The sequence below is a fragment of the Neptunicella plasticusilytica genome (assembly GCF_047922965.1).
Classification (GTDB): Bacteria; Pseudomonadota; Gammaproteobacteria; order Enterobacterales; family Alteromonadaceae; genus Neptunicella; species Neptunicella plasticusilytica.
The window spans coordinates 968,611-984,122 of the sequence record NZ_CP150481.1; the positions used below are offsets into that span (position 1 = coordinate 968,611).

Consider the following 15,512-nt stretch of genomic DNA (forward strand, 5'->3'; position numbering starts at 1 on the left):
GTAAATCAATTGTTTTTATGTTGTAAATACTCAAGAGATGGTTTAAGTTTGTCCTGATATTGAATGTAACCGGTTACTTTGCGTATTTGTATTGGCCGGTTTTTTAATAACGATAAAATGAACCGGTTCATTTTATGTGTTGTGATGACAGCGTCGATGACGGGCGACAGTTAATATAGGGGTTAACAATGAGATTTTTAGATAACATCAGGCCGGGAGGCGCATTGCTGCTAGCGTTGCTACTTGCCGGTTTTACAACAGGTTGTGTCGACGAGGCAAAGCTGAATACTGAACAGGTGACTTACACGCCGGAGGAGCGGCCATTAGGTATTATTGCTCCTGACAGTGCGCAATATGAACTGGGCAGTGCCACGACCGTTACTTTGGCCGGTCGCTTGGTAGGGACGGTCAACGGCCAAAGTGTCCAGTGGACACAAACCAGCGGTACACCAATTGAAGGCGTAACAGACTGGACGGCAGAGCAATTAACTTTTCCTATGCCCCAAGTGGATGGCATCGAATCGTTTGATTTCCAAATCGCTGCTCTGGAAGCGGATGGCAGTCAAGCCGTTGACGCCGATGGTGAACCTTTGGTGGCGACTACCAGTATTACGGTATACGACCCGCAGGTATTGATTGTTTATGAAGTTGAAGACAGTTCGGTTGCCGAGCTTGTATCGGTTGGATTGATTTCAGAAGGATCTGACGGTTATTTAACCGGTGCAGTCGGTACTCATACTGCCGACATTGTACCCGGTGCATCAGTCAAGTTTACTATCAATGTCGAACAGGACAGCTTTTTTAGCCTGCTGGCACGCTTCGGTATCCCCTCCGCAGGCTATGGGAGTAAAAATGCTATTGTCAGCGTCAACGGCGTGGATACCGAGCTGGTGATCAGTGCGACTGGCAGTTTTGCCGACTATCCGGTAGGGACTATCAAACTGACCGCAGGTGACAACCTGATTGAAATAGGTGGCGGGTGGAATTACTACCGACTGGACAGCATCAAAATGGTGCCGGCTGCCGAGCCACCAGCACCATTACCGGTGCCTGCCACGTTAGTTAATCCAAATGCCCAGGCCTCAGCGGTGAGTTTAATGGAATATTTTGCCGCCAATTACGGTTCAGCTACCTTGTCAGGCCAAACCGAGTACAGCAACAAAGTGGATGGCACTTTCCCGCTAGCCGAGTTTGATAAAGTGGTTGCCGCGACCGGAGATGATGCACCAGCTATTGTGGCTTTCGATTTTATTGATTTTTCATCCAGCCGGGTGGCTAACGGTGCCGATCCTGAAGGTCTGTCGGAAGCGATGATCGCGGCGCACAACGATAAAAATGTGATCCTTTCCGCCTTATGGCACTGGAATGCACCCATGCATTTACTGGATGCCGATGGTGACGGAGTGGGGGATGATTCCGGCAGTGACCAGCAAGCCTGGTGGTCAGGTTTTTATACCCGTGCTACCAGCTTTGATTTGGCCGCGGCTTTGGCCGATACCTCCAGCGCCGAATATCAGGCGTTAATTGCAGATATTGATACTGTTTCGGCTGAACTGAAAAAGTTTGCTGATGCGGATATTCCCATTTTATGGCGACCATTGCATGAAGCTCAAGGCGGTTGGTTCTGGTGGGGGGCAGCGGGGGCCGATGCGTTAAAACAGTTGTGGGTCTTGATGTACGACCGCATGACCAATGTGCATGGGCTGAATAACCTGATTTGGGTTTATACCTATACAGGTGATTTGGATGTCAGCTGGTATCCCGGTGACCAGTATGTGGATATTGTCGGCTATGACGGTTACGACGCCAACAATGCCGATAATCCGTTCAAGGGGCAATATGCGACCCTGAAAAACCGCCACAATGGCAAGAAACTTATCGCCTTAACCGAAACCGGTACCATTCCTAATGTTGAATTAATGCATCAGCAAAATGCCTGGTGGTCTTTCTTTATTACCTGGAATTCCGGTGGGGATTACGGCCCCGATGGTATTGATAGCGCGGTTATTGATGCTAATTATGCCTATGATGGCGTAATCAATCTGGCTGATATTCCCGGTGGTCGTTCCAAGATAGAACCCGGTAGCTGGGACAACTTTGAGCCTTCTACCGCCAACTGGGGGGCGCAGATTAACTGGGCCAATACCGATGGGATTGGCGTGAGTAGCAACTGGTCAGCCAGTGGTGCCAACGCATTAACCCTGATTAAGGATCTGAGCGCTGAAACCGACCCTACCGGTGTGGTGTTCCAGGCCTATCCCGAAGGAGGAATCGATGTCAGTGGCGTAGACAGTATTACTGTCAATGCTAATGCCATTAATACCGGTGCTGGCACTACCATTAAGCTGTTTATCAAGCACGGCGATGACTGGGTGTGGGTGGATTCCGGCGCTATGCCAGTAACAGACGGTGGTATTGAACTAAGCGTGGATGTGTCCGGTTATGAGTGGTTGGCCGGTTTAGGTATTCAAATAGAAAATTTTGACAGCAATGCAACAGCCGCCGAATTCTATCTGGATAACGTGCGGGCCGACGATACAGTTCTATACGATTTTGAACCTGCCACGCCAGATTGGGGAGCGCAGATTAACTGGGCCAATACAGCGGGTATTACGGTTACTGATGAATGGGCTGCCAGCGGTTCGCGGGCCCTGACGCTGCATAAAGATCTAGCTGCAGAAACCGACCCGACTGGCGTGGTATTTCAGGCCTATCCGGTGGATGGTATCGATGTCACTGATGTCAGTACTATCAGTGTTTCAGCCCACGCAGTTGGTGCCGGCGACGCTACTACCATCAAACTATTTATCAAACACGGCGATGACTGGGAGTGGGTCGACAGCGGCGCAATGGCGATAGCCGACAACGGTATCGAGTTGCAGGTAGATGTGTCGGCCTATACCTGGCTGGCCGGTTTGGGCGTGCAAATCGAAAACTTCGACAGCACCGCCAGCGATGCAAAATTCTATCTGGATAATGTCCGTGCGGATGACAAAGTGTTGTACGACTTCGAAGGCACCGGAACCTGGGAGTTCCAGGTGAACTGGGGGCCGGCGGCAGGAATTCATCTGGCTACCGACTGGACGACTGACGGGCAATATTCCCTGTCCGGTACCACCCAACTGGTGGACGGCGACGACAATATTATTCTGCAAACCTACCCGGCTGACGGCCTGCTATTGGGCGATGTCAGCACGCTGAAAGTTACGGCCAATGCCAAGGATGCCGGTGAGGCGGTACAAGTACAGCTGTTTGCCAAAGATAAAGATGGTGTGTGGCGCGACGGCGGTGCGGTGGCACTTGCATCTGGAGGAACCGAATTATCGCTGGATATCGCTGATATGGGAGAGATAAGCGGCTTTGGTGTGCGTTTTATGGGGGCGGTCAACAGTGAGTCAGAGTCGTCCTATTACATTGATAACGTGGTTTTCGAGTAACTCAATGTCATCCGCTATGGTCCCTCGATGTACAAGAGGGGCCGTATTGCTAAACAGAATTGAACAATAGGAACGAATTATGTCTTTCCAGTACAGAAATTTTAGATATAACAAGCTGTCTGTCAGCATATTGGCCGGTTTGATGTTATTGCCAGGAGTGACACAGGCACAGGAAACTGAAACTCAACAGCAAGCACAACAGGGTGAAGATACCGAAGTGATTGTGGTACGCGGTATTCGCGGCTCACTGGTGCAGTCAATCAATACCAAACGCTTTGCCGGTAGTGTGGTGGATTCTATTTCAGCGGTGGATATCGGCAAGTTGCCGGACGCGACCATTGCCGATTCGTTGCAGCGTATTACCGGTATTCAGATCACCCGCTCAGGAGGTGAAGGTGCGTTAGTGAACATTCGTGGTAACGGTAATGTGACGACTACCCTCAACGGTGAACAAATGTTGTCGGCCGGCAATGTCACCACCATTACACCGGATTTTGCCGATATTCCCTCGACTATGGTATCGGGGCTGGATGTATATAAGTCCTCTCAGGCTCGTAATATTGTCAGCGGCCTGGCTGGTACTATTGATTTAAAGACCAACCGCCCCTTTATGCTCGAAGATGGCTGGACCATGCTGGGTAAGGCAGAGGTCACCCGTGGTTCTTTGGGTAAAGAAACCGATGGCGCATTATCGGCCTTTGTGGGCTACAACCATGATAAGGATTTCGGTTTTACCCTGAATTTGTCCAAATCCGGTAATTATCTGGCCGACTATACCAACGGTTCCCAGGGCGGTGAGCCTGGACAGTATGGCGGCTGGTCGTTTAATGCCGCTGAAGCCTCCAACTTTGTGCAGGATAATGTGGATGTTAACGGCGATGGTGATTTCAACGATGTGTATTACGGTTTTCAGGGGCATCAGGCCAGTAATCGTTTTATCGATCGGGATCGCACCGGGGTTAATGCGTCGATACAAGTACAACTAACCGATTCGCTGCAACTGACGGGAGATGTGTTTTATACCAAGCTGGAAGAGTATCAGTATTTTGCCGGTATTGTTGCCAGTCAGGCCTGGCAGGGCGTTACCGGCTGGTATACGCCGGATCAGGTCAGCGAATATCCGAATATTACCGTTGTCGATGGTGAGTTTGTTACCAATGAAGGTAATTATTACACCATCCAGTCAGCAGATTATCAGGCCCGTGCGGTAAAAACCCATACTCAGACCTGGGCGGTGGACAAGGAAGCCTTGAATACCAATCTGGAACTGGCGTTTGATAATGGCGGTGCGCTGACCGGCAAGATTCGCTGGGTACATGGCGAGGCGGTAAATGATATGAGTCGCAGTATTATTGATTCTTTTATTACCTCCGGTTCGCAGATTGGCGATACCTATCATGGCCCAGGTACCGAATTTATCAGTGATGCCAATCCCTGGGGTTATGACGGGTTGCCGGCTACCATGCCCGATGGCAGCGTGGTGGATGGTGCTTATACCCAGATTCCGGTGCATATCTCATATGAAAACGGCACCCAGAACTGGGTACTGCCCACGCTGGACATTACCGAACAAGATGGCACGGTAACCAGCGAAGTGCTGGGAAGTAACCTGAATCGTTACAGCAACAAATCCAGTAACCTGTATGGCGAGTTTTCCAATGCTGATCTGGATGTGGTCAGGCTGGATGGCTCTTATGCACTGGAGTGGGATGCGCTGGATATGCTGCGTTCCATCGATTTTGGGGTGCGTTATGGCAAGCGGGAAGTGTCCAAAGATGGCTGGTATGGCGGTGTGGCACGCACTAACGCCTATGGCGATGCGTTTTTGGCACGCTGGAAAGATACCGCCACCCAGGCGCCCTTGACGCTGGAATCCTATATCCCGCCTATGTCCTTTACCGAGTTGAATGAAAAAGGCATGATCACCGGTATCAGTGATTTTCATGGTACAACCGGTTTAGGTACGTTGTACTTTATCGACCCCAAGGCGATGAAAGATCCCATTGCCTGGCATAATGAAATTTACGGTACCAATGTACTGGTGCCGGATGCCGCCAATGTATACAACGTGCAGGAAGAAACCCAGTCGGTGTACGTGCAGGCCAATCTGGACGGCGAAATTGCCGGCATGAGCTATCGCGGTAATATCGGTTTCCGTTATATCAAAACCGAGTTTGATATCCTGCAAAGTGAGGGGCTGCAAGGTACAGTGGCGACCTTTAACGGTCAGGAGTTTCTGATCGGACCGGGGATCCTGCAACCGGATGGTAACAAGATCAATACTATCAACGAGTACAGTGATTTTTTGCCGGCTATCAACCTGGCGCTCAATCTGGATGAAGAGCAGATTGTACGTTTTTCCTATACCGAAACCGTGTCTACGCACAATACCGATCAACTGGCGGGCGGCTTAACTGTCAACCGGGTGAAAAACTGTGGTATCACCAATGCCCAGGGGGAAGAGGTCTTCTGTGCTACCGGTGGTGGGCAGGACGGCAACCCGAATTTGCAGCCTAACCGTAACGACAATGTCGAACTGTCTTACGAATGGTATTTTAGCGAAACCGGCATGCTCAATGTTGGTATGTTCTGGGTGCGAGGTAATACAGAGTTCCGCACCTCCTTGATCCAGCGTGATGATATTGTTGACAGTGATGGTGTGGTGCGGGGTTACAACCTGACTACCGGTGAATTTACCGGTACGGTGCCTATTCAGACCACCGAAACCTTTGAAGTCTCAGGCGACTGGAATCATGGTGCCGAAATTGGTTATCAGCAAGGGTTTGATTTCCTGGATGGCTTCTGGAGTGGGTTTGGCATAACGGCCAACTATACCTATTCGCCCAGTGACAGTAATGATCGGGATTATTATGGTGAAACATTACCCGGAATAGGTAATTCCAAACATCAAACCAACCTGGCTTTATGGTATGAAAAAGACGGCCTGCAGGCCCGTATCGCGCATAATTACCGCAGCAAGATGTTTAACGGGGTTAAATACGAAGGCGCCTACCAGTTTGCCTACTGGACGGCGGCCACCAGTTATATTGATGCCTCTGTCAGCTACGATATTAACGAACTGGTTACCGTCTCCTTGCAGGGCACCAACCTGACAGAGGAATATCAGGAAAACTATCACCAGTGGGAGTCTAATCTGGATAGTCGGGTCTATGGTGAGCGCCGCTTAACCTTGGGTGTGCAAGTCAAAATGTAATAATGATGACTATTTATCATTACCGATACGCTTGTTGCCAAAAGCCCGCTTAGTTTATAAGCGGGCTTTTTTATTGGATGACAGATAATTGGCTTATTTATCAACAAATTAATGTCAATAAAGTTTACAGTGTAATTCATCTTTTATTGTAATGTTGATTCTATCTGTTTGTTATATAAGGAAAAAGTTATTGTGGTGCAGATTGTGCTTGCCAGAAGCTTTAGCTAACTATTATTAAAAAATGTTGTAACGAAAGGAAATCGAATATGAAAAGAATAAGTCCACTTATCGCACTGTTACTTACGTTATGTGTCAGCAATGCTAATGCTGCATTAATTGGAGTCGCAAATGGGATATATGATAAAGAAGTCAATGAATTATTGGGTACGTTAACATCTCTTGGACATACAGTTACTGATGTTATTGACGGATCGCTTGATTTGATTATCGGTGCGCCATCGATGCACACCGCCGATTTTGTTGGAATTCCTTATCTTCAAATTTCCGACTGGGGACAAGATCATATTGCTAATACTTATTATGGTACTCCACTAGCAGGTTTTCCACAGGGAACACCTGTTGAAATTACACTAACAGGAAGTCATGCAATTTTAACAGGATTAAGCTCGGATTGGTCGTCATTTGGAACCTTTCATTACGGGTCCACTATATTTGACATGTCGCAGAGCTGGGTTGGATGGGCTACAGATATTCCTGGACTGGCTAATGCTTCAGTGGGAACCGATATTTTTAATAATGTGCTGGCGGTATCCGGCGCAGATATTTATATAGGTTGGAATGTATACGGATCAGAAGCTACAGCGGATGATCTGCTATTACTTTCTAATTCGATTGAGTATTTAACAACGGGGACTGTCACTTCTAAGAGCTCTATTCCTGAACCTCCCAGTATTATACTTTTGGTATTTGGAATGATTGGTCTGGTGTTATCACGTAGAAAATAAATTAGCCGAATCTCTCTCTAAAGCCCGCTTAGTTTATAAGCGGGCTTTTTTATTGGATGAAGAAAAGGGGAATTGTTAATTTTTTGTACGCAAAAACAGATAAAGCAATCAACATCGACTAATTTCATAAGGGATTTAGTTTGAACATGTTGCTTATTTCCCTTCTAATTTAGGCATGTTGGGATACGAATGGCAAAGAACGATGCGCAAAGTCAATCTGTTAATAATAAGTTCAAGTCTATTGTTGGTCGCCTGTGGCGGGGGAGAGAAAGCCACTACCGCGCCTGTTGTACCTCCGGTTGTGCCACCTCCGGTAGAAAACAGTCAAAATTTGATTAAATTGAACCAGTTGGGTTTTGTAACCGGTTCAGCCAAAATTGCAGTAGTACCGGCCAGTACGGCAACCAGCTTTAGACTGGTGTCTGTATCTGAGGGGAGTGAGGTCTATTCCGGGCAGTTAGCTACCCCATCCAATTGGGCTCCGGCGGACGAGAGTGTCAGCATCGCCGATTTTTCGGATTTCTCGGTTGCCGGTCAGTATCGGCTTGAAGTGGAAGGTTTTTCGCCATCCAGCCCATTTGAAATCAATGATGAGGTGTTTGCCGCGGTGCATGATGCCGCGCTAAAAGCCTATTATTTTAATCGCGCCAGCACTGAATTGTTACCTGAGCATGCGGGACAGTTTGCCAGAGCGGCAGGACATCCCGATACCCAGGTTAAAATTCATTCCTCTGCGGCATCAGAGTCCCGTCCTGCCGGTAGTATTATTTCTGCGCCTAAAGGCTGGTACGACGCGGGCGATTACGGCAAGTATGTGGTGAACTCGGGTATTTCAACATATAGCTTGCTGATTGCCTATGAACAATATCCGCAGTTCTATGCCCAGCGTGAACTGAATATCCCTGAATCCGATGATGCCGTTCCCGATATTCTGGATGAAATCAAATGGAATCTGGACTGGTTGCAGGCGATGCAGGATCCGGCCGATGGCGGGGTGTATCATAAATTGACCACCCTCAACTTTGCCGGAATGGTGATGCCTGAAGAGGCCACCGCTCAGCGTTATGTGGTGCAAAAGGGCACGGCTGCGGCGCTTGATTTTGCCGCTGTGATGGCTGTCGCTAGTCGAATTTACGCGGAGTTTGATAGTCAATTCCCGGGATTGTCCCAACAGTATAGGGATGCGGCGATTAACGCCTGGAATTGGGCGCAACAGCATAGCAATGTGGCCTATCAACAACCAGACGATGTATCGACCGGCGGTTATGGCGATCAGCAGTTTGACGATGAATTTGCCTGGGCAGCGGCCGAGTTATACTTGCTGACGAATGAAACGCAATATCTGGATAAATTTAAGCAGCTTGATGTGACGCTTAGTGTGCCCGGCTGGCCTAATACTTCTGCATTGGGCTATTTCTCGCTGCTGGCTAACGGCAAAGAGCTGTTGTCAGAAGCTGATTATCAGAGCTTTAGTAACAAGTTAACCGCGTTGGCCGATTCAATCGTTGTGCAGTATCAACAGTCGGCTTATCAGGTGGCCATGCAAAATAATGATTTTGTTTGGGGCAGCAATTCAGTAGCACTGAACAAGGCGATGGTGTTATTGCAGGCCCAACATTTGACCGAACAACAGGATTATCGTAATGCTGCGCTGGGATTGCTGGATTATGTATTAGGCCGCAATCCCACCGATTATTCCTATGTGACCGGCTTTGGCACTAAAACGCCCATGCATATCCATCATCGGCCGTCAGAAGCAGATGGTATTGTTGAGCCGGTGCCCGGTTTTATTGCTGGAGGAGCACAAAACGGTCAGCAGGATGATTGTGTTTATCCTTCTGATTTGCCCGCCAAGTCTTATCTGGATGATGTTTGCAGTTATTCCACCAATGAAATAGCGATTAACTGGAATGCACCACTGGTGTACGTACTTGCCGGATTGCAAACACAATAAATTCACTTTGGAAATAATAATTACAATGCGAAACAACAAATACGTCAGTCGATTAGCATGGTTGCTGGTCGGTTTGAGTCTGGCTGGATGCCAACCCGCGGCTGAACAGCCTGCAACCACCATTCAGGCATCTAAATCCGAACAGTCGGCGCGCTTTAACTGGTTTGAATATGAAGGCAATGACAAGGTCTTTGCTAAACCTTTGGCTGATAATGAATTCCAGAATCCCATTGCGGCTGGTTTTTATCCCGATCCCAGTATCACCCGTAAAGGTGATGACTATTACATGGTGGTCTCATCTTTTGCCTATACGCCGGGGCTACCCATTTTACATAGCCGCGATCTGGTTACCTGGAAGTTAATTGGTCACGCGCTTACCCGTTCTGAACAGTTGAATATGGAAAACTTGGGAGTGTCACGTGGCCTGTTTGCTCCCACTATTCGTTATCATGATGGTCTGTTCTATATCATCAATACCGCGGTGGATAGTGGCGGTAACTTTTTTATAACGGCTGAAGATCCGGCCGGGGAATGGTCTGATCCTGTCTGGCTTCCGGAAATTGGCGGGATTGATCCGGATATCTTTTTTGATGACGACGGCAAAGTCTATATCACCCATAATGATGCGCCGATGGGTGAGCCATTATACCAGGGGCACCGGGCCATCTGGATGTGGGAATATGATCTGCAAAATAAACAGGTAGTGAAAGATTCCGGTCATGTGATCGTCAACGGCGGAACCGATTTGGCTAAACAGCCCATCTGGATCGAAGCGCCACATTTGTACAAAATTAATGGCTGGTACTATTTACTATGTGCAGAAGGTGGTACCGGCTACGAGCATTCGGAAGTGGTATTCCGTACTCGTAGTCTGGATGAACCCTTTGTTCCCTATGAAAATAATCCTATTTTGACCCAGCGTGATCTGGATATTGACCGCCCTGATCCTATTACCACCGCCGGACACGCAGATATTATCCAAACTCCGCAAGGTGATTGGTGGGCGGTATTTCTGGCCACCCGCTCGTACGACAAAACCTTTTACAATACCGGACGCGAGAGCTTTTTGTTGCCGGTGAGTTGGCAAGATGATTGGCCACATATTTTGGAAACAGGCAAAACTATTCCCTATCGCCTGAAGAAACCGGCCGCCAGCGCAGCGTTAACCAATACCGATGAATTGACCGGAAATTTTGTTTGGCATGACGAGTTCGAGGAAGCCGAACTCAGTCCGCACTGGAGTTTGTTGCGCAGTTTTAAACATAGCTGGTACCAGTTACAGGACGGGCATATCGATATTCAGGCACTGCCGATAAAAATGAGTTCATTGCAACAACCGGCCTTCATCGGACGTCGTCAACAACATATGACTTATAGTGCCCGGACTGAATTGCTGTTACCGAACACAGGGCAGCTCTCGGCAGGGCTGGTTGCCTTCCAGAATGAACATTTTCATTATTATCTGGGTACTCAAAAGACGCCAGAGGGTTATCAGGTGTTTATTGAGCAGGCTAAAGGTGATGAGCCTGTGGTGATTTCCAGCCGTAATATTCAAGCCGAACCCGGTCAAGCCATAGTGTTAGGGGTAGAGGGGGACAAAGATAAAATCAGTTTCTCTTTTCAGCTAGCGGGCTCAAATACAGTTGAACTGGCCGAAAATCTTGATGGAAAAGCGCTCAGTACCTCAGTCGCCGGGGGCTTTGTTGGCACCATGTTAGGTCTGCATAGTCGTCAGGAACTGGCTAAGTGATTAACATGAAACAGTTCGCCCTAAAAATATACCCGGTCTACCTCGTTGCCATCATGTTGGCTGGATTACTTGCTTTTCCTGCTTATGCTGAGTTGCAGGAAAGTTATATCAGTACTGATTATCAAAAAGGCGATTTTGTTGTTGCCAACAATAACGACGTCGCCAGCCTGTATGTAGATAGTCAGGATTACAAGGGGGTTATTCGTGCGGTTAGCAATCTGCACGGTGATATTTTTAAGGTTACGGGTCAACAGGGGCGGATAGTGACCGAGTCCACATCTGCTGCGTCGCTGATTATTATTGGTACGCTAGGTCATAGTCAGTTGATCGATAAGCTGGTGGCGACAGGCAAAATTAACGTTTCAGGTATTCGTGATCAATGGGAAGCTTTCATAATCCAGACAGTCGATAATCCTGTTGCCGGCATTGAAAAGGCGCTGGTGATTGTGGGTAGTGACAAACGCGGCAGCATTTTTGGGGTTTATGATTTGTCCGAGAAAATCGGCGTGTCACCCTGGTATTGGTGGGCCGATGTGGCGATAAAAAAACATCAACAGCTGTTTGTGCACAAAGATACGTTGATTCAGGATCAGCCCAAAGTGCGTTATCGCGGTATTTTCCTGAATGATGAAGCGCCTGCGCTTACTGGTTGGGTAAAGGAAAAATTTGGCGATTACAACAGCCAGTTCTACGAGCATGTGTTTGAGTTGTTATTGCGTTTAAAAGCTAATTTTTTATGGCCAGCGATGTGGAATAACGCCTTTAGTCTGGATGATCCGAATAACTCAATTTTGGCCGATGAAATGGGTATCGTGATGAGTAACTCCCATCATGAACCCATGATGCGCGCAGATAAGGAATGGGATCGGGTCGGAAAAGGCAAATGGGATTACGCGGTTAATAAAGACAACCTGTACCAATTCTGGCAACAAGGTGCTCAGCGACATAAAAATCTGGAAAGTATTTTTACCCTGGGGATGCGCGGCCAGGCAGATACACCGATGAGTGAAACCGAGAATATCGGCCTGCTGGAAGAAATTGTGGCTGATCAGCGGCAAATCCTTAAAGAGACCTTTAGTGATCGGGATATTAGCGAGGTGCCACAGGTCTGGACCTTGTACAAGGAAGTGCAGGGGTATTACGAGAAAGGTATGCGTGTGCCCGATGATGTGACCCTGTTATGGTCGGATGATAACTGGGGAAATATCCGTCGCTTGCCTACCCCGGAAGAACGAAAGCGTAGCGGCGGTGCGGGCGTGTATTACCATTTTGATTATGTGGGGGGGCCGCGATCCTATCGCTGGATCAACTCTACCCAGATCAGCAAAGTTTGGGAGCAGATGAACCTGGCCTATCAGTATGATGCCACTCGCATCTGGATCACCAATGTGGGGGATTTAAAGCCAATGGAATTCCCCACTGACTTTTTCTTGCGTTTGGCCTGGGATCCCGAGCGTTGGCCGAAGGAGAAACTACAAGAATTTGGTCAGCAATGGGCCGCTCAGCAGTTTGGTTCGCAATACGCCGAACAGATTGAACATCTACTTACGGCCTACACCCGCCATAACGCCAGACGTAAACCCGAACTGCTGGACGAAAATACCTATAGCCAATTGCACTACAACGAGGCGGAGCGGATTTCTGCTGAGTTGGAAGGGCTGGTGTCACAAGCAGAATCTTTATATCGCAAGATTCCGCAAAACAACCAAAACGCGTTTTTTCAACTGGTGCTGCACCCGATTAAGGCCAACAGCATTTTGTTCGAGTTATATAACAATGTGGCGAAGAACCGTTTATATGCCCAGCAGGGGCGAGCTAGTACTAATCGATATGCCAAGCAGGCTCGGCAGAAATTTACTGAAGATGCTGAGCTGACCCAGCAATATCATCAGTTGGAGGATGGCCGCTGGAATCATTTTATGGATCAGACTCATATCGGCTATACCCACTGGAACAATCCTCCTGCCAATACTTTGCCTTATGTGGCTCAAAACCAGCCCGCTGATGTGGCGGATATGGGCGTCGCGGTAGAAGGTAGTGTTGCAGCCTGGCCACAAACCGGCGCATTAAGTCTGGATACCTTCAGTCCTTATGGCCAGTCCAGACGTTATATTGATATTTATAACAAGGGAAAACGTTCATTTGAATACGAGGTCACGGCATCAGAACCCTGGATCAAAATTAGTAAATCCAAAGGTAATGTGCTGGTTGAACAGCGTGTCTGGATCAGCATCGATTGGCAACAAGTACCGCAAGGAAAGGTGACAGGTTCTGTGTTGATTAAAGGCACAGGATGGGGAGGCGCTAACGTGAATATCAGTGCATTTAATCCTGAGCGAAAACCTCAGCAGGGCTTTATTGAAGCCGACGGTTATGTGTCGATAATGGCTGCCAGTGGTAGGGCGTCAAATAGTCATGCTGGCAGTGGTTGGCAGGAAATCCCCTTATATGGTCGTGAACAGTCAGCTATGTCGAGTTTTGCACCGCTGGATCAGCGCTTTACTGATACAGATAATGCACCCTATCTTGAATATGATGTGTACTTGTTTAATCCACAACAATTACAAGTACACACTATTGTGGCTCCCACGCTAAATTTTGTGCCGGGAAGGGGATTACGTTTTGCTATCGGATTTGACGATCAGCCACCGCAGATGATTGATATTCTTGCCAACAGTCAGCACAGCGATTGGCAGCAAGCTGTTAGTGATGGTGTACGTAGCGTGCTGACTGAACATCAGCTTGAGCAACCGGGCGCGCATAAGCTGAAAATTTACATGCTGGATCCGGCCGTGGTTATACAGAAAATTATTATTGATACAGGTGGATTGCAACCCAGCTACCTTGGGCCTCCGCCAAGCCAGTATCTGCCTTAATGTGTTGTGGAGAGATTGAGTGAAGATCACCGAAGCTAAAGTTATTGTATGTTGTCCCGGTCGTAATTTTGTCACATTAAAAATTATCACCGATGAAGGTTTGTATGGTGTCGGTGATGCGACGTTAAACGGCCGCGAGAAGTCAGTAGTATCTTATCTGCAAGATTACGTTGTACCGATGCTGATTGGCAAAGATCCGCAGCGTATTGAAGATATTTGGCAGTATTTATATCGGGGAGCCTACTGGCGTCGTGGTCCCGTGGGCATGACGGCGATTGCTGCAGTGGATACCGCACTATGGGATATCAAAGCCAAAGCCGCCAATATGCCGTTGTATCAATTACTGGGTGGCCGCAGCCGGGATAAAATTATGGTGTATACCCATGCCAATGGAGCCGATTTACCCTCGACGTTGGATGCTGTTGGCAAGGCGATTGATCAAGGTTACAAGGCTATTCGGGTGCAATCCGGAATTCCGGGCGTGGCCAGCACTTACGGTGTGGCCAAAGACGGTGGAAAGTATGAACCGGCCGATTCCGATCTGCCCTCTGAAAGTGTCTGGTCGACCGAGAAATACCTTAACTATACCCCCACCTTATTCGACGAGGTTCGGCGTCAATATGGCGATGATATTCATTTGTTGCACGATGTTCATCACCGTTTAACCCCGATAGAAGCCGGGCGCTTGGGTAAAGAGTTGGAGCCCTACCATCTGTTCTGGATGGAAGACGCGGTGCCGGCTGAAAATCAGGATGGATTTAAACTGCTCCGTCAGCACACCACAACACCGATAGCGGTAGGTGAGGTGTTTAATTCCATTCACGATTGCCGCGAGTTAATCCAGAATCAGTTGATTGACTATATTCGCTCTACCGTTGTGCATGCTGGTGGTATTACTCAGCTGCGCCGTATAGCGGACTTTGCTTCCCTCTATCATGTGCGCACCGGTTGTCATGGGGCGACGGACTTGTCGCCTATTTGCATGGGTGCCGCGTTGCATTTTGATTACTGGGTGCCAAATTTTGGCATTCAGGAACATATGCCGCATAGCGAACTGATGGAATCGGTTTTTACTCGTGACTATCGCTATCAGGATGGTTATTTCACTCCAGGTGAAAAAATCGGTCATGGTGTTGATATCGATGAAACGCTAGCTAAAAAGTATCCTTATCAGCGAGCTTGCCTACCGGTCAACCGTCTGGAAGACGGTACCTTGTGGAACTGGTAGCCGATAGAGGACTAGATTTAATAAAACGCGCAATTATCCATTTCTTTGCATGTTGTTAAATACAAATAAGGCCAATGTAAACAGTTAC

7 protein-coding genes are annotated in these 15,512 nt (G+C 48.1%); all 7 read left to right on the forward strand.

Features of this window, described 5'->3' with window-relative positions; genetic code table 11:
- Positions 1–188 precede the first annotated feature (188 nt).
- The 7 genes from V1467_RS04220 to manD all read left to right on the forward strand — a co-directional run bounded on the left by V1467_RS04220 (position 189) and on the right by manD (position 15,424).
- Positions 189–3,437, forward strand: a complete 3,249-nt coding sequence (locus V1467_RS04220) for a glycosyl hydrolase (protein ID WP_416307557.1) — start codon at positions 189–191, stop codon at positions 3,435–3,437.
- A 79-nt stretch (positions 3,438–3,516) separates the two neighbouring features.
- Positions 3,517–6,651, forward strand: coding sequence for a TonB-dependent receptor (locus V1467_RS04225; protein WP_416307558.1), 3,135 nt, complete (start codon positions 3,517–3,519; stop codon positions 6,649–6,651).
- Positions 6,652–6,917: 266 nt separating this feature from the next.
- Complete coding sequence (locus V1467_RS04230) at positions 6,918–7,616, forward strand: PEP-CTERM sorting domain-containing protein (protein ID WP_416307559.1); 699 nt, start codon at positions 6,918–6,920, stop codon at positions 7,614–7,616.
- Positions 7,617–7,818: 202 nt separating this feature from the next.
- Positions 7,819–9,570 (forward strand): glycoside hydrolase family 9 protein, encoded by a 1,752-nt coding sequence (locus tag V1467_RS04235; protein ID WP_416307560.1) that lies wholly within the window; start codon positions 7,819–7,821, stop codon positions 9,568–9,570.
- A gap of 25 nt (positions 9,571–9,595) precedes the next feature.
- A complete protein-coding gene (locus tag V1467_RS04240) occupies positions 9,596–11,320 on the forward strand; it encodes a glycoside hydrolase family 43 protein (protein ID WP_416307561.1) in 1,725 nt (574 codons plus the stop codon).
- A 5-nt stretch (positions 11,321–11,325) separates the two neighbouring features.
- The gene (locus V1467_RS04245) at positions 11,326–14,196 is read left to right on the forward strand and encodes a glycosyl hydrolase 115 family protein (RefSeq protein ID WP_416307562.1); all 2,871 of its coding nucleotides are present in this window, start codon (positions 11,326–11,328) and stop codon (positions 14,194–14,196) included.
- Positions 14,197–14,215: 19 nt separating this feature from the next.
- The gene (manD, locus tag V1467_RS04250) at positions 14,216–15,424 is read left to right on the forward strand and encodes a D-mannonate dehydratase ManD (protein WP_416307563.1); all 1,209 of its coding nucleotides are present in this window, start codon (positions 14,216–14,218) and stop codon (positions 15,422–15,424) included.
- The last annotated feature ends 88 nt before the right edge of the window (positions 15,425–15,512 follow it).